Here is a 15911-nt window from a genome sequence, read left to right on the forward strand (position 1 = left end):
TTTGCTCGCCTGTCGATTCCCGCCCGCGCGCTTCGACTATGAGGTAACTGCAAGCGCACTGCGTGGGGAGAAGGCCATGAAGTACCTGTGTCTGATCTATGTGGATGACCGGCGCCTGTCGAGCCTGTCAGAGCCCGAATACCGGCGGCTGATGGACGAGTGTTTCGCCAACGACGAGTACCAGCGCCGGGCCGGACGGGTGCTCGCCTCCGAGGCGCTGGAGACGGTGGAGACGGCGACTACGCTGCGCCATGGCACGGCGGGCCTGTCGATCACCGACGGACCCTTCGCCGAGACCCGCGAGTATCTGGGCGGCTTCGTGCTGATCGACGCCCGCGACCTCAACGAGGCGCTGCAGATTGCCCAGCGGATTCCCAGCGGTCGGCTGGGCGCCGTGGAAGTTCGACCGGTCCGTGACTGGGACCGTTATTTCGCCGGGCGCTGAGGCCCGGCACTTCAAGTGCTCTTTGTTTCAAGGGCTCTTTATTTCAAGAGCGAGCAACGTCAGGAGGATGTGATGCTGAAGTGGATCGGGTTGGTGGTGGTTGTGGCCGTGGTGGTGGTTCTGGTGCTGGCGGCGAATCGTCCGGGTACCTTCCGCGTGGAGCGCACCGCGCGCATCCAGGCGCCGCCGGAGAGGGTCCAGGGCTATATCGAGGACTTCCACCTGTGGGCGCAATGGTCGCCCTTCGAGAAGCTCGACCCGGCCATGCAGCGCAGCTTCTCCGGCGCCGACAAGGGCCGCGGCGCGGTGTACGCCTGGGAAGGCAACGGCAAGGCCGGGGCAGGGCGCATGGAGATACTCGAGAGCGCCCCCGGCAGCCGCGTGACCATCGCGCTGGATTTCCTCAAGCCGTTCAAGGCCAGCAATACCGCCGAGTTCACCCTGGTGCCGCGCGACGGCGGCACCGAAGTGACCTGGGCGATGTTCGGCCCGGTGCCCTTCGTGGCGAAGATCATGCACCTGTTCTTCGACGTGGACAGCATGGTCGGCAAGGACTTCGAGGCGGGCCTGGCCAACCTCAAGACGCTTGCCGAGAAGGGCTGATGCAACCCGCAACCTGAAGGAGGTGAGCCATGTGCCCTCTGTGCGTATCGACCCTGACGCTGGCGGTCACCAGCATCCTTTCCGCCGGCGGCGTCAGCGCCTTCGCCGTCACCCGCCTGCGCGGCAAGCGCCGCGCCCGGCCCAACGAGCAACGGGAACGCCCCCAGGAGCGTGCGACATGAAACTGGCTAACCAGGACTTTCCACGAGTCGTTTCCCAGGCCGCCTGGCGGCAGGCACGCATCCGCCTGCTGGAGCAGGAAAAGGCCGCCACCAAGGCCCGCGACGCGCTCAGCGCGCAGCGTCGCGAGCTGCCGGTGGTGCGCATCGACAAGGACTACCGCTTCGAGGGCGCGCACGGCCCGCTGCGCCTGCTCGACCTGTTCGAAGGCCGGCCGCAGCTGATCGTCTATCACTTCATGTTCCACCGCGACACGGGGCTGGGCTGCGAGGGCTGCTCCTACCTGATCGACAACCTCGGCCGGCTGGAGCACCTGCATGCGCGCGGCACCACCTTCGCCATGGTGTCCCGCGCGCCGCTGGAGGAAATCGCGCCATTCCGCGCCCGCATGGGATGGCAGTTCCCGTGGTACTCGTCGTTCGGCAGCGACTTCAACTACGACTTCCATGTCAGCGTCGACGAGTCCGTCGCCCCGGTGGAATACAACTATCGTGACAAGGCGGAGCTGGAGCGCCTCGGCCAGGACTACCACGTGCGTGGCGAGCAGCCGGGCATGAGCGTATTCCTGCGCGACGGCGAGCAGGTCTTCCACAGCTACTCGACCTACGGCCGCGGACTGGAGGCACCGCTGTTCACCTACCACCTGCTCGACCTCACCCCGTTGGGGCGCGGCGAAGGCTGGGGCGGCATGCCCGACTACCAGGGCAAGGGCATGAACTGGACACGCTTCCACGACGACTACGAGCAGGCCGCGCCGCCGCACAGCTGCTGCGGTTCCTGATCCGACCCGACTACTACACGGAGAGATTCCCGATGACTGCTGCCCAGAAGAACGCCACCCACAGCGAACTGCACGCACTGCTGGAAAGCTGGCTGAAGTCCGTGCGCGCCTCCGACGTGGAAGGCATCACCGGCCACTACACCCGCGACATCCTTGCCTTCGATGCGGTGAAGCAGTTGCAGTTCAAGGGCGTCGAGGCCTATGCCAGCCATTGGCGCGACTGCACGCAGATGTGCAAGGAACCCACTTTCGAGATTCATGAGCTGAGCTTCGAGAGCGGCGGCGATACAGCCTTCGGGCACTACCTGGCCTACTGCGGCGGCACCGACGACAAGGGCCAGCACAACGCCTCCTGGGCGCGGGTCAGCGTCGGTCTGCGCCGCGAGGCGGGGCAGTGGAAAATTGCCCACGAGCACTTCTCCATTCCCTTCGATCCGGCGACGGGGCAGCTGTTGTTCGATGCCAAGCCCTGACCTGTGGCGTTTGCCTGTAGGAGCGGGCCATGCCCGCGATCGCGCGCATGGCGCGCTCCTACAAGAGCAAAGGCCTCTCACCCTGCCTGCGCGGCCTGCTCCTCAAGCGGGAGAGGGGACAGTTCGACGCAGGATGAATCCATGGCGTCAGCCGGCCCAATCAGCCCCCTCTCCCTCTGGGAGAGGGCTGGGGTGAGGGTCGCACCCAGCTCGGTCTTCCCTGCTCGACGAAACACCCCGCAACGATCCCCCCGTCGCATCCGTCCGACCACCTCCCGCCGTGCCGCGAATCCGTGCAGGATAGGCAGACCTCTCCACGCCAAGGACCTTCGGCCCATGCACGAGTATGCTCCCCAGCCCCTGCGCGACGTGGTGGATGAGGTCTATCGCCGTGAATCGCGCCGGGTGCTGGCCACGCTGATCCGTCTGCTGGGTGATTTCGACCTCGCCGAGGAGGCGCTGCACGAAGCCTTCGTCGCCGCCGTGGACCAGTGGCGGCGCGACGGCGTGCCGGCCAACCCGCGCGCGTGGCTGGTCTCCGCCGGGCGCTTCAAGGCCATCGACGGCCTGCGCCGACGCTCGCGTTTCGACGCCTCGCTGACGCAGATCGCCGAGCAACTGGAGATCGACGCGCAATCGGTGGAAGAACTGGCCGACGAAAGCGTCGAGGATGACCGCCTGCGGCTGATCTTCACCTGCTGCCACCCGGCGCTGCCGGCGGACTCGCAGGTGCCGCTGACCCTGCGCGAAGTCTGCGACCTGAAGACCGAGGAAATCGCCCGCGCCTACCTCGCCACGCCTTCGACCATCGCCCAGCGCATCGTCCGCGCCAAGGCGAAGATCCGCGACGCGCAGATTCCCTACCAGGTGCCGGAAGCCGCTGAGCTGCCGGAGCGCCTGGCCAGTGTGCTGCGGGTCATCTACCTGGTGTTCAACGAGGGGTATTCGGCTTCGGCCGGCGATTCGCTGACCCGCACCGATCTGTCCGCCGAAGCCATCCGCCTGGGCCGGCAGCTCCTCGAATTGCTGCCGGAAGCCGAAGTGATGGGCCTGCTGGCGCTGATGCTGCTGCACGAGTCGCGACGCGAGGCGCGCACCGCCGAGGACGGCGAACTGGTGCTGCTGGAAAACCAGGACCGCGCCTGCTGGGACCGTGCCTTGATCGAGGAGGGCCAGCAACTGATCAGCGCTGCGCTGGCAACCCGGCGTATCGGCCCCTACACCCTGCAGGCGGCGATCTCCGCCGTGCATGCCGCCGCCGCGGACATGGCCAGCACCGACTGGGCGGAAATCGTCGGTCTCTATGACCTCCTGCTGGCGATGCAGCCCTCGCCGGTGATCGAACTCAACCGCGCCGTGGCCCTGTCCATGCGCGATGGCCCGGACGCGGGGCTGGCGCAGGTCGATGCCATCCTTGCCCGTGGCGACCTGCTGGATTACCACCTGGCCCATGCCGCGCGCGCCGATTTCTGCCGCCGGCTGGAGCGCCGCGAGCAGGCGCGCGGCGCCTACGAACGCGCCCTGGAACTGGCGAAGCTGGAGCCGGAGCGGCGCTTCCTCGAACAGCGGATTCGCGAGCTCGATCGCTGAGTTGCATTGCAACATCCAACTGCCAGACTGTGCGACTGACCCCTGTTGACCCGTGCCCATGACCGAACCGACGCCGCGCGATTCCCTCTGGACCGTCTTCCTGATCTTCCTGCGCCTGGGCCTGACTTCCTTTGGCGGGCCGGTGGCGCACCTGGGTTATTTCCGCGACGAGTTCGTGAGCCGGCGGCGCTGGCTGGACGAGCCGCACTACGCCGATCTGATCGCCCTCTGTCAGTTCCTCCCTGGCCCGGCCAGCAGCCAGCTGGGCATGGCCCTGGGCGCCTTGCGCGCGGGGCAGTGGGGTGCCTTGGCGGCCTGGGCAGGCTTCACCCTGCCGTCGGCCTTGCTGATGCTGCTGGTCGCCCTGGGGCTTTCGCGGCACGGCCAATGGCTGCCGGTTGGGGTGTTGCACGGACTGATGCTGGTGTCTGTCGCCGTGGTGGCCCACGCCGTCTGGGGTATGGCCAGGGCGCTGTGTCCGGACTGGCAGCGCCAGGGACTGATGATCCTGGTGACTGCCGTGGCCCTGCGCTGGCCCGGCGTCGTCGTGCAATTGCTGGTGATCCTCATGGCTGCGCTGATCGGCATGGCCTGGCTGCGGCCATCTGCTGCGGGCGAGTCCGTGGGCCCGGGCCATTGCGCGTCCCGTCGCCAGGGCTGCTTCTACCTGCTGCTGTTCTTCGCGCTGCTGGCGCTTCTGCCGTTGGCGGCGGCCGCGTGGCAGTGGCCGTGGCTCGCTCAGTTCGACGCTTTCTACCGGGTCGGCAGCCTGGTCTTCGGTGGCGGGCATGTGGTGCTGCCGCTGCTGCAGAGCGCGGTGGTCGAACCCGGCTGGGTGGATGCGCAGACCTTCCTCGCCGGCTATGGCGCAGCACAGGCGTTGCCGGGGCCGCTGTTCACCTTTGCTGCCTTCCTCGGAGCGGCCATCACTGAGCCGGGGGGCGCGACCGGCGCGTTGCTGTGCCTGCTGGCGATCTTCCTGCCGTCCTTCCTGCTGCTGCTCGGCGCCTTGCCGTTCTGGCAGAGCCTGCGTCGCCAGCGGCCTCTGCGCGCGGCGCTGGCCGGGGTGAACGCCGCCGTGGTCGGCCTGTTGCTGGCGGCGCTGATCCATCCCATCGGCAGCGAGACCATCGTCGGTCTGCTCGACATCTCCCTGGTCGCGCTGGCCTTCCTGGTGCTGCTCAGTGGTCGGGTTCCGCCCTGGGCGCTGGTGCTGCTGGGCGCGCTGGGCGGAGGCCTGGCCGGGGCGTTCTAGAGGCTGCTCACCAGGTGCCCGCCGTCCACGGCGAGCACCGCACCGGTCATGAAGGCGCCGGCGTCGCTGGCCAGCAGCAGGAAGGGGCCTTCCAGTTCCCGGAGCTGGCCGAGGCGGCGCATCGGTACCGTGTCGCGGATGTAGGCCTGGCCCTTGTCGCTGTCGAAGTAGGCGTCGTTCATTTCGGTCTTGAAGTAGCCCGGTGCGATGGCGTTGACCCGTACGTTGAAGCGCGCCAGTTCCAGCGCCAGGGACTTGCTCAACTGCACCACGCCGGCCTTGGCTGCGCAGTAATGGCTGTAGCCGCCGCCCACGCGCAAGCCGAGGATCGAGGCGATGTTGACGATGCTGCCGCCGCGCCCGGCCTTGGCCAGACGCTGCGCCGCGCACTGGGCGACACGCCAGACGCCGTCGAGGTTGGTGGAGAGCATGCTGCGCCAGTCTTCCTCGCTGACCTCCAGCGCGCGCTGACCGTTGCCGATGCCGGCGTTGTTGAGCACCACATCCACCACACCAAACTGCGCTTCTGCGCTGTCGAACGCGGCCTCGACGCTGGCGCGGTCCGTCACGTCCAGCGCCACGGCATGGGCTTCGCCGCCGTCGGCACGGATGGCTTCAGCCAGTTGCGCCAGGCGCTCTGTGCGACGTGCCGCCAGCACCACGCGGGCGCCCGCACGGGCGGCCACGCGCGCCAGGTGTGCGCCGATGCCGCTGGAAGCGCCGGTGACCAGTACGGTCTTGCCGGCGAGGGAGAAGATGTCGTTGCTCATGGGTACCTCGTCCAAAGCCCCCGGGGGCGCGCTGCGGATAGGGAGCGGGCAGGTTCTGCCGGCCCGGAATGTCGGCAGGATAAACAGCCGCGGATGTGAGCGTGGTTTCATTCGCGGTCTGAATGGTCGGGACCCCGCTGTCGCAATCGGGGCGGGCCCGGCAGGTTGTGGAATAATGCTAGCCATTTCCGCAACGGACTGCCGATATGCCCAGCCTGCGTCGCAATGCGTTCGACCTCATCCGCCATCTCGCCGCGCTATCGGTCCTGGTCAGCCACCATTTCGCATTGTCCGGTCTGGAATCTCCCGGCCTGGGCGGTTCGCACAACCTGGGCGCGTTGGCGGTTCTCGCGTTCTTCTCGATCTCCGGTTACCTGATTGCCCTGAGCTTCTGCCGGTCCGCCAGCTTCTCCAACTACCTGCTCAAGCGCGTGGCGCGGTTGTTCCCGGCGCTGATCGGCTGCTCCCTGTTGATGGTCTACGTTGCCGCGCCGCTATTGTCGGAGCGCGGTGTGGCGCGGCTGTTTGATGGCAGCGCATTACTCGATTTTCTTCGCATCTCCGCCATGGGGCAGGCGAATCTGGCGGATGTGACCGCTGGTTTCATCTTCCCCGACTCCTTCAATGGGAGTCTGTGGACGTTGAAAATCGAGTTTGCTTGTTATCTGGCGGTGGCGGCCCTGCTCAGTCTGACGCGTGGTCCGCTGCTGCCGCTGGGCGCGGCATTGCTGCTAGCGGGAGTGAGCGGCTATCTGGGGCGTTTCGGCGAAGGTGTGTGGGCGGCCAAGCTGACAACCTACCTGTCGGTGGCCAGCGCGTTCTTCCTCGGCTCCTTCTTCGCCTTTCGCCGTGCCTGGCTGGCCCGACCGGTCGTGCTCGTGGCGATGATCGTGGTCGGCATCGCTCTTCTGGCCGGCACCCTTGGCTCGGCCTGGTCGCTGCCGCTGGGCAGCCTGGCGATGTGCCTGATTACTCTGGGAGCTGGCCTGCTGTTCACCGATCGGCTGATCGCCGGGCGTTTCGATTTTTCCTACGGTATCTACCTCTACGCCTTCCCGGTACAACAGGTCGTCATCAACCGTAGCGGTCTTGGCTTCTATCCGGGCATGGCACTGACAGCGCTGTTGGTGCTGGTCCTGGCGGTGCTGTCATGGCATCTGCTGGAGCGTCCGGCGTTGCGTATGGCCCACCGTCGCACGGAGCGGCCGGCGGCATTGCCGGTCGGTGGGTAGGAGAACGAAAAAGCCCGGCGGATGCCGGGCTTTTTCATGACACGGGAAGCGAATCAGGCAGCGAGTGCGCGAGCCTGCTTCTTCTTCACCTGCGCGCGGCAAGCATCGCCGAACGCCTGGAAGATCTTCACCGAGTCGGGGTTCTTCGCCGCCTGCCATTCCGGGTGCCACTGCACCGCGAAGAGGAAGGAGGAAAGCGTCGGGGCGTGGATGGCCTCGACCAGGCCGTCTTCGGCGTGGGCGATGGCTTCGATACCCTTGCCCAGGTTTTTCAGGCCCTGGCCATGCAGCGAGTTGACGCGGATCTCGTCACCCAGCAGCTGCTGCAGCCAGCTGCCCGCTTTCGGGCGAACGCCGTGGGCCGGGCTGTACTGCACGTCGACCGGGTCTTCGGGATTCTCGCGATGGTCGTTGAAGCCGGGTTCGGCATAGACCTTCTGGTAGATATCGCCGCCCAGGGCCACGTTGATTTCCTGCATGCCGCGGCAGATACCGAAGATCGGCAGGCCCCGCGCGATGGCGGCCTTGATCAGCGGGATGTCGAAGTTGTCGCGGTCCTTGTCCTGGCCCTTGCCGGGAGTTTCGTTCTCCTGGCCATACAGGGTCGGATCGATGTTGCTGCCGGCGCCGGTCAGGTACACGCCGTCGGCCATGTCCAGGTATTGCTCGAGGTCTTCGATGCCGCAGCAGGTCGGTACCAGTACCGGCACGCAATCGGACTGTTCGACCAGGGGCACGATGTATTTGTGGGTCATTACCTGATAGTCGTGGCCTTTGCGCTCTTGGCTGCCCATGGACATCAGCACGACGGGTTTACGGAGAGTCTGTTTCTTGTTGCCAATGTTGCTGTTGGACATATGTCACCTTTGGACGGGCTGCAGCCCATCGTTTTTGTGCAGGCGCGCAGCGGAAAGGCGCGCTACCTGAGGCCCCGAGCACTGCCGGGAGCGCACAGAAGGCGAAGTTTCCCGGTCGAAACCTGCCTACCAGCCTGCCAGAGCCGTTAAATATGTCAAACGAATTCGAAGCGGGGCGTCAAAAATAATGGCCGAAATCCTGTCTTACAATTCTCCTATCTGATTGTTTTTAAAGGATTTATTGTAATATCTCGACGTGCTGAAAAGTCCATTATTTAAAACGCTTGGTCATAATGGTGAAAAATTCTGCACGCTTTTTCACGGTGGCCGTTCAGGATCGGCAACGCCCGCGCAGGCGGCACGCTCTGCCTCGCGGGTTTGCCTTCAGTGGCACTCGATGCGGTTGCGACCGTTCTGCTTGGCCCGGTAGAGCGCGCTGTCGCTACGGGAAAGCCCGGCCTCGGCAGACGCGTCGCTCGCTTCCAGCGCAGCGATGCCGATGCTGATGCTCAGCGGGATGCGCTGCCCGCCCTGCATCAGCGGCTGCTCCAGCAATTGCTGCTGCAGGCGCTGGGCGAAGACCCGGGCGGCGGCGACGTCGGCATCCCCCAGCACCACGGCGAACTCCTCGCCACCCATGCGCCCGGCGAAGTCGACGCGGCGGATGTCGCGCCCGAGGATGCTGGCGAAATGGCGCAGGGCCTCATCGCCGACGGCATGGCCCCAGCGGTCGTTGATCGCTTTGAAGTGGTCGATATCGCACATCAGGATCGCCGCGTGGTGCGTCGTCGAGCGTTGCACGCGGCCGAGCTCCGCCTCGATAAGGCGCATGAAGTGGCCCCGGTTGGGCAACTGCGTGAGGAAGTCGGTGGTGGCCAGCACCTGCAATTCGGCTTCGATGCGCTTGCGTTCGGTGATGTCGGTGATGAAGCCGTGCCAGATCAGCGTGCCGTCCGGCACGCGCTTGGGGTGTGCGTTGCCCTGGCGCCAGAGCGTGCCGCGCCCGGCGATCTGCACACGGTATTCGTGCCGCCAGGGTTGCAGGAGGGCGGCGGAGGCTTCCAGCGAGGCGAGGCAGGCCGGCAGGTCCTCGGGGTGGATCAGGTCGCGCAGGAACACGGAGTTGTGCTGCATCTGTTCGGCCGGAATGCCGTAGATGTCCATCACCCCCGCGCTGACGTAGGGGAAGGTGCCGGTGCCGTCGGGCAGGCGGCGGAACTGGAAGACCATGCCGGGGATTTCGTTGGTCAGGTCGGTGAGCAGTTCCACGCTTTCGCGCAGTTGCTCGGCCATGCCGCGCAGGGCGGTGATGTCGGTGGTGGTGCCGAGCATGCGCAGGGCGTTGCCGGCAGCGTCGCGCTCGACCACCTTGCCGCGGCTGCAGACCCAGAGGTAGTGGCCGTCCTTGTGGCGCAGGCGATGCTCCACCTCGTAGGCCTCGGTGCGGCCCTCGAAATGATCGCGCATGGTGTTCTGCACGTACTCGAGGTCGTCCGGGTGCAGGCGCGTGTAGGCGTCCTCGATGCGGCTGCCGATCTCGTCCTCGGTGTAGCCCAGCAGGGACTTCCAGGCGCTGGAATAGTGGATCTCGCCGGTGGGCACGTGGCGATCCCAGATGCCGGTTCCGCTGCCGTCCACCGCCAGGGCCATGCGCCGCTCGCTTTCCTTCTGTGGCATGCGGGCGCGGTCGAGCAGGGCCTCGCCCAGCTCCAGCACATCGGCCAGCAGCGTTTGCTGTTCCTGGCTGAGCGTCTGGTCACCGTTGCCCAGCAGCAGCAAGCGCGCCTGGGGGAAGCCTTCCTGGTCGCGCAGGGTCTGGCTGGCCAGCAGGTTGAGGAGCTGGCCCTGGTGGCTCAGCGGGCTGGTGGCGGCATTGAGGGACAGCAGGGTGGCCAGGGAGAGGGCGCCGGCACCGTCGATGCCGAGCTGGCCGAGCAACTGGCCGCGCATGTCGATGAGCAGGACGGCGCAATCGCCACCCGCGTGGCGTGCGAGACGCAGCAGGCCGTCGTATCGCCCGTACTCCTGTACCCCAGCTTTACTGGAAGTTCGCATCCGATAGCAGCTTCTTCAACGGAGGATGAGCGTGATTCTGGATTGTGCTCCGCGCCGGACATGCGGCAGGCGGACGCAGGTGGCTTTATGAAATCACGGGCAGGTGAGCGCCCACAATCTCCACCTGCGACAAGAGCGACGAACGCACCCGCCCGCCGGCTCTTCGGCGGGCGGGCAGGGTGTCAGTTGATCAGTTGGTCGATCAGCACGGCGTTGGTGTAGATCAGGCTGCCATCGCTGGCGCGGTGGCCGACCAGGTGGAACTGGCCGCGCTGCTCGGTACCGCCCAGGTACACGCGGAACATGCAGTCGGCCAGCGGCCCGTAGCCTTCGGGCATATGCAGGTCGAGGGTGTCGAGGTCGGCATCGACCATCATTTCCCGCTGGCCGTTTTCCTGCAGGTAGACCTCGGCCTGTTCCAGGTGCAGGCGGTCGTCGGCGGTCAGGTAGAAGCGGATGTCTTCCAGCGGCGTGGGCTTCTGCTCGGCGGTGGTCTTGCACCAGCCTTCGAGGGTCATTGCGCTCATGGTGAGGTGCCTCCAGGGTTCGCGGGCGGGATTACCGCGTCGTCGGAGAGTTGGACCGCAGCGCCGGGCGGTTCGATCAGTTTTTGTTCAGGTCATTATTTGAGCGATAAATGCCGGGCATAAAAAAAGCCGCTCCAGGGGAGCGGCTCGAAGGACGTCGAAGGAGCAATCACAATATCAACGTCAGGAGTTGTCTTCCGCAGGGAAAGTGCGGAAGCGGGAAGATGGGGTAATTCTAGAAAGTTGCAGCGGCGGGATAAACCGTCATTCCGGGAAGAGACTTTCTGCACGGGCGTAATAATCTTGCCCGATGCCGGGGCAAACTTTCAGACGAATCTGAAAGTTGCCCCGGTCAATAATTCAGCCAGATACTGGTGCTGAATTACAGGATCGACAGCGGGTATTCGACGATCAGGCGCAGCTCGTTGTTGTCGGCTTCGCCCTGATCGGCGTTGGCGCGGTGGAAGGCCTGACGCACGCGGAAGGACAGGTCCTTCGCCGGGCCTTCCTGGACCACGTACTTGGCTTCCAGGTCGGTCTCGTGGTGGCTGCCGTCTTCGCCGTACATGCCGGCGTAGCTGCCATCGGCGTCGGCGTGGCTGCCGTCGATGCCGGTACCGTTGATGTAGCGGGCCATGAAGCTCAGGCCCGGTACGCCGTAGGTGTCCATCGCCAGGTCGTAGCGGACCTGCCAGGAGCGCTCGCCCGGACCGTTGAAGTCGGAGTACTGCACGGAGTTGGCGAGGAACACCGAGTCACCGGTGGCGCCATCGCCGTCGTCGCCGAAGCCGACGTAGTCGAACGGGGTGTCGCCGTGGACCTTCTGGTAGGCCAGGGTGACGGTGTGCGCCTGCAGGAAGGAGTAGGCGGCTGCCAGCGACCAGGTGGTGTTGCTGATCTCACCGGCCTTGGCCTGGCCTTCGTCGTTGGTGCGGTAGATGTTGAAGTCGAAGGCCAGCGACTGGTCATCGGCGACCGGCAGAACCCAGTTCACGTTGCCGTAGTACTGACGCCAGATGTCCTTGAACTCGGAGCCGTACAGCGAAACGCTGAGGTTGTCGTTGATCGCGTACTTGCCGCCGAGGAAGTCGACGTCGCTGGTTTCCACGCCGGCATAGGCCGCCCACAGGCCGCCGTCGCGGGCGGTGGTGACCGGGCTGGTGCCGGAGGTGAAGTGACCGGCTTCCAGGTCCAGGCCTTCGATTTCGCTGCTGAACAGGTTGAAGCCCGAAGCGGTCTGCGGGATCAGGCGGGTGCCGCCAGCGGCGAACACCGGAGCGGTCGGCTGCATGTCGCCGAATTTCAGCTCGGTCTTGGAGATGCGCACTTTCAGCGCGCCACCGGCCTTGCCGTAGTCGTCATCCGGCTTGCCGTCGTTGCCGACCGGCAGGTTGCCGGTGCCCGCGCGGCCACGTCCGGCGTCGAGCTTGATACCCAGGTAGCCGAAGGCGTCCACGCCGAAGCCGACGGTGCCCTGGGTGTAGCCCGAGGAGAAGTTCGCCAGGAAGCCCTGGGTCCAGTCGCGGTTGTCGGCTTTGCCGTTCTTGCCGTCGTGGTCGTAGTAGTAGTTGCGCAGCAGGACGTCGAACTTGGCGTCCTCGACGAAGCCCTTGGCATCGGCCTGATCGGTGACGAAGGGTTCGGCGCTGGCGAACTGGCTGGCGGCGGCGGAAACAGCGAGCACGATGGCGCTGCGTTTGAGGTGCTTCATGGATATTGCCCCTAGAGTCTTGGAGGACCGGCTCGATGAAGTGCGTGAGAGCCGGACGTTTTTATAGGCAGGCACAATGAATCCGAACGTGGATTGACCACGGCGGAAAATCGCAGGAAGTTGCGTTGGCATTGTTGCAGTTAACTGGCTTTTATTTCCCCCGCGAATTGCTCCAGATGCGGAAGAGCCGACGTCATAATGCCGAAAGAGTTCGCCGTTTAAATCACGGATTATGAAAAGGTCTATGTCTCAAACTGTAATAATCAGGACGTTGGTCGAGTTGACATAACGCATTCGGAAGTTCCGCGTATATAAGCAATGTCACTGTTTCCGGGGGCTGCGGGCACGGTGACATGGCGCGCATCGGGGCGATGCGGCTAAGCTGCGCGACCCGGCCGCCGCACCCGGTGCGGCGACCTGCCCCATTCACCGACAGCAGAGATTTGTCCCATGACGCCTACCTTCATCCCCGACGCGGACTCCGAATCCATCTCCTCCGACGTCGCCGGCTTCGGCGGCCTGCTGGTTTCCACGCAGATCCCTACCCTCGAGGACGGCAGCCTGGAACTGGGCGACATCAAGGCCCAGAGCGTGGCGACCCTGCGCAGCCTGCAACTGGCCCTGGAAAAGGCCGGCAGCGGCCTGGATCACGTGCTGCACCTGACCATCTACCTCACCAGCATGGCCGACCGCGCCGCGTTCAACGAGGTGTACTGCAGCTTCTTCGCCAAGCCCTACCCGGTGCGCGCCGCCGTCGGAATCTCCGAGCTGGCCGTTGAGGGCATGAAGGTGGAAGTCACCGCCATCGCGGCCAAGCGCGCGAGCTGATCTACCCGTTCTGCAGGATCGGGCCGCTCTGCGGCCCTTTCTTTATGCGTCATCTCCGCGGCCCAGGCATGGCTCTGGTTCGCGAGCAAGAACCGGGCGTCCCCCTCGCTCCTTCAGGTCCGCGCCACGCTGCTCTGCGCAGGAGCGAGCTTGCTCGCGAATAGCCCCCGCTCCAAACCCTCCCGAATGTATTCCTTTGTATCCGCCGCTCCCTGAGCGGACACACGCATACAAAAGCCTCCCGACGCCGATACGTCCGCGATACATCACTGCGGCGAAATAGCCCTACCCGAACGACACGGCGCTTCGGCAGGGCAACCTCCAGCGCTTCGTTCCAGGGATTCGCCCTTGCGGCATGACCCGGCGCAGCACGCGCCACAGCATCTGGAGAAGCACCATGACTCGTACCTCGAAGACTCAACTGGGCCTGATCGCTATCGCGCTGGCTGGCGGCCTGAACATGGCTTCTTCCGCCTTCGCCGTCGAAGCCCTGCCGCAGGGCTACCAGCTGGCTTCCGCCGCCAAGGCCGGGGAGGGCAAGTGCGGCGAGGGCAAGTGCGGCGCCAACGAGGCCAAGGCCCAGGCCAAGGCGAAACAGGGCGAAGGCAAGTGCGGCGAAGGCAAATGCGGTGCCGACGGCGCCCAGGCCAAGGCCACCGGCGCCGAGGGCAAGTGCGGTGAAGGCAAGTGCGGCGACGCCTCCTTTGCCCGCACCGATGCCGACCACGACGGCCGCGTCTCCCGCGCCGAACTGCTGGCCGTGGCGCCCAAGGCGGGCGCGGAGTTCGACGCCATCGACGCCAACCACGACGGCTACCTCTCCGAGGCCGAGGTCTACCAGTTCCGCAAGAACCAGTTCGACTCCAACGGCAAGCCTTTCCCGTCCGACCTGTACAGCAAGCTGAGCCAGGCCAAGAACTGACAGACGCTGCCCCTCCCCGAGCCGATGGCCGGGGAGGGCACTTCGCCAAGGAGACTGCCATGACCCCTTCCGTACCCCTGCAAGGAGCCGGCCTCGGCCTGCGCCGCGCGATGCTGCCCGACCTGTTGACCCTGGACGACCGCGCCGTGGACTTCCTCGAAGTCGCGCCGGACAACTGGATCGGCGTCGGCGGGACCTACGGCGAAGGACTGGCCCGCCTGGCCGAACGCTTCCCGCTGTCCTGCCATGGCCTGTCGCTGTCCCTGGGCGGCCCGGAACCGCTGGACCATGTATTCCTCGGTCGCGTCCGCGAATTTCTCGACCAGCACCAGGTACCGCTGTTCAGCGAACACCTGAGCTACTGCTCCGACGAGGGCCACCTCTACGACCTGATTCCCATGCCCTTCACCGACGAGGCCGTGCGCCACATCGCCAGCCGCATCCGTGAAGTGCAGGACGTCCTCGGTCGCCGTATCGCCGTGGAAAACATCTCCTACTACGCCGCGCCGTACCAGGCGCTGAGCGAGATCGACTTCCTCCTCGCGGTGCTCGGCGAGGCTGACTGTGACCTGCTGCTGGACGTCAACAACCTCTACGTCAACGCCCATAACCATGGCTACGACGCCGCCGGCTTCCTGGCCCGCGTACCGGCCGAGCGCGTCGCCTGCCTGCACGTCGCCGGCCACTACGACGAAGCGCCGGACCTGAAGATCGACACCCACGGCGCCGCGGTGAAAAACGATGTCTGGAGCCTGCTGGCCAGCGCCTACCAGCACCTGAGCAGTGTCCCCACCCTGCTGGAGCGTGACTTCAACCTGCCGCCGCTGGCCGAACTGCTCGGCGAGGTGGCCACCATCCGCAACCTGCAAGCGGCCGCGCGCCAACCGGGGGTGCGTCATGGCTGAGACCTTGCGTGAGCAGCAGTTGCGCATGACCCGCTACATCCGCGATCCGCAGGCCAACGAGCCGCCGCCCGGCATCGAGGCGCGGCGCCTGGCGGTGTACCGGCAACTGTTCTTCGGCAACCTGCAAGCGCTGCTCGCCGGCAACTTCCCGGTGCTGCACGCCAGCCTGCCGGGCGAGCAGTGGCAGGCGCTGACGGAGGACTTCTACGCCAGCTTCCACTGCCAGACGCCGCTGTTCACCGAGGTGGCCGGCGAGTTCGTCGACTACCTGGAAGGTCGCAGCGAACAGCTCGGCTGGGTCGCCGAACTGGCGCACTACGAATTCATCGAGACCGCGCTGCTGCTCAGCGACAACACCGAGCCGGCCCATGATCCGGACGGTGACCTGCTCGAGGGTGTGCCGCTGCTGTCCGTCCTTGCCGCGCCGCTGGCCTATGCCTGGCCGGTGAGCCACATCGGCCCCGGGCATATCCCGCAGCAGACGCCGGCCGAACCGACGCTGCTGCTGGCGCGCCGGGATACCGACCTGAAGGTGTACTTTTCGCGCCTGGCCCCGCTGGCCCATGCTCTGCTGGTGTCGCTGCAACAGTGGCAGCTCACCGGTCGCCAACACCTCAAGGCGCTGGCGGAAATCGCCGGCGTCGAACCGGCCGCCATCGAAGGGCAGGGCATTGCCCTGCTGCGCAGCCTGAAAGCACAGGGCGTGGTGCTCGGCACCCGCCCGAACTGCACCACTCCACGTCGTCCCCCATTGCATCGCCCCTGAAGGAGAAGCGT

17 protein-coding genes are annotated in these 15911 nt (G+C 65.7%); 12 read left to right on the forward strand and 5 right to left on the reverse strand.

The genetic code is table 11. From position 1 onward, the window contains the following. Positions 1-76: 76 nt before the first annotated feature. The 7 genes from ABKS89_RS06250 to chrA all read left to right on the forward strand — a co-directional run bounded on the left by ABKS89_RS06250 (position 77) and on the right by chrA (position 5327). Positions 77-445 carry a YciI family protein gene (locus ABKS89_RS06250; protein ID WP_348587997.1) on the forward strand — a complete coding sequence of 123 codons (369 nt, stop codon included), beginning with the start codon at positions 77-79 and terminating at the stop codon, positions 443-445. 72 nt (positions 446-517) lie between these two features. Then, positions 518-1048, forward strand: coding sequence for an SRPBCC family protein (locus tag ABKS89_RS06255; RefSeq protein ID WP_348587996.1), 531 nt, complete (start codon positions 518-520; stop codon positions 1046-1048). A 29-nt stretch (positions 1049-1077) separates the two neighbouring features. Beyond that, the gene (locus tag ABKS89_RS06260; protein ID WP_348587995.1) at positions 1078-1230 is read left to right on the forward strand and encodes a hypothetical protein; all 153 of its coding nucleotides are present in this window, start codon (positions 1078-1080) and stop codon (positions 1228-1230) included. Then, the gene (locus tag ABKS89_RS06265) at positions 1227-2009 is read left to right on the forward strand and encodes a DUF899 domain-containing protein (protein WP_348587994.1); all 783 of its coding nucleotides are present in this window, start codon (positions 1227-1229) and stop codon (positions 2007-2009) included. Before ABKS89_RS06260 ends, ABKS89_RS06265 begins: the two co-directional genes overlap by 4 nt. 32 nt (positions 2010-2041) lie before the next feature. After that, positions 2042-2482 carry a YybH family protein gene (locus tag ABKS89_RS06270; protein ID WP_138212377.1) on the forward strand — a complete coding sequence of 147 codons (441 nt, stop codon included), beginning with the start codon at positions 2042-2044 and terminating at the stop codon, positions 2480-2482. 336 nt (positions 2483-2818) lie between these two features. Next, entirely contained in the window at positions 2819-4072 is a 1254-nt protein-coding gene (locus ABKS89_RS06275; protein ID WP_348587993.1) for an RNA polymerase sigma factor, read from the forward strand. Between the two features lie 58 nt (positions 4073-4130). Further along, the gene (gene chrA / locus ABKS89_RS06280) at positions 4131-5327 is read left to right on the forward strand and encodes a chromate efflux transporter (protein ID WP_348587992.1); all 1197 of its coding nucleotides are present in this window, start codon (positions 4131-4133) and stop codon (positions 5325-5327) included. Here chrA and ABKS89_RS06285 read toward each other — a convergent pair. Beyond that, positions 5324-6097, reverse strand: a complete 774-nt coding sequence (locus ABKS89_RS06285; RefSeq protein WP_348587991.1) for an SDR family NAD(P)-dependent oxidoreductase — start codon at positions 6095-6097, stop codon at positions 5324-5326. The genes chrA and ABKS89_RS06285 overlap by 4 nt on opposite strands. Positions 6098-6303: 206 nt before the next feature. Between ABKS89_RS06285 and ABKS89_RS06290 the strand changes: the two genes are divergently transcribed. Next, positions 6304-7329 carry an acyltransferase family protein gene (locus ABKS89_RS06290; protein ID WP_348587990.1) on the forward strand — a complete coding sequence of 342 codons (1026 nt, stop codon included), beginning with the start codon at positions 6304-6306 and terminating at the stop codon, positions 7327-7329. A 53-nt stretch (positions 7330-7382) separates the two neighbouring features. Here the strand turns inward: ABKS89_RS06290 and ABKS89_RS06295 are convergent, their stop codons facing one another. The 4 genes from ABKS89_RS06295 to ABKS89_RS06310 all read right to left on the reverse strand — a co-directional run bounded on the left by ABKS89_RS06295 (position 7383) and on the right by ABKS89_RS06310 (position 12479). Beyond that, on the reverse strand, positions 7383-8186 hold the full coding sequence (locus tag ABKS89_RS06295) for a gamma-glutamyl-gamma-aminobutyrate hydrolase family protein (RefSeq protein WP_138212381.1): 804 nt from the start codon (positions 8184-8186) through the stop codon (positions 7383-7385). A gap of 384 nt (positions 8187-8570) precedes the next feature. Beyond that, positions 8571-10241, reverse strand: coding sequence for a sensor domain-containing diguanylate cyclase (locus tag ABKS89_RS06300; protein ID WP_348587989.1), 1671 nt, complete (start codon positions 10239-10241; stop codon positions 8571-8573). Between the two features lie 182 nt (positions 10242-10423). Continuing rightward, entirely contained in the window at positions 10424-10768 is a 345-nt protein-coding gene (locus ABKS89_RS06305) for a hypothetical protein (protein WP_138212383.1), read from the reverse strand. Between the two features lie 382 nt (positions 10769-11150). Beyond that, complete coding sequence (locus tag ABKS89_RS06310) at positions 11151-12479, reverse strand: OprD family porin (protein WP_138212384.1); 1329 nt, start codon at positions 12477-12479, stop codon at positions 11151-11153. Between the two features lie 450 nt (positions 12480-12929). Here ABKS89_RS06310 and ABKS89_RS06315 point away from each other — a divergent pair, with 450 nt between their 5' ends. From ABKS89_RS06315 to ABKS89_RS06330, 4 genes are all read left to right on the forward strand, one after another. Beyond that, the gene (locus ABKS89_RS06315; protein WP_348587988.1) at positions 12930-13307 is read left to right on the forward strand and encodes a RidA family protein; all 378 of its coding nucleotides are present in this window, start codon (positions 12930-12932) and stop codon (positions 13305-13307) included. A 397-nt stretch (positions 13308-13704) separates the two neighbouring features. Continuing rightward, positions 13705-14229 (forward strand): HvfA family oxazolone/thioamide-modified RiPP metallophore, encoded by a 525-nt coding sequence (locus ABKS89_RS06320; protein ID WP_138212386.1) that lies wholly within the window; start codon positions 13705-13707, stop codon positions 14227-14229. A gap of 59 nt (positions 14230-14288) precedes the next feature. Then, positions 14289-15134, forward strand: coding sequence for an HvfB family MNIO-type RiPP peptide maturase (locus tag ABKS89_RS06325; RefSeq protein WP_348587987.1), 846 nt, complete (start codon positions 14289-14291; stop codon positions 15132-15134). Beyond that, the gene (locus ABKS89_RS06330; RefSeq protein WP_348587986.1) at positions 15127-15900 is read left to right on the forward strand and encodes an HvfC family RiPP maturation protein; all 774 of its coding nucleotides are present in this window, start codon (positions 15127-15129) and stop codon (positions 15898-15900) included. Before ABKS89_RS06325 ends, ABKS89_RS06330 begins: the two co-directional genes overlap by 8 nt. Positions 15901-15911 lie beyond the last annotated feature (11 nt).

Source organism: Pseudomonas sp. LABIM340, from assembly GCF_040017195.2.
Classification (GTDB): domain Bacteria; phylum Pseudomonadota; class Gammaproteobacteria; order Pseudomonadales; family Pseudomonadaceae; genus Pseudomonas.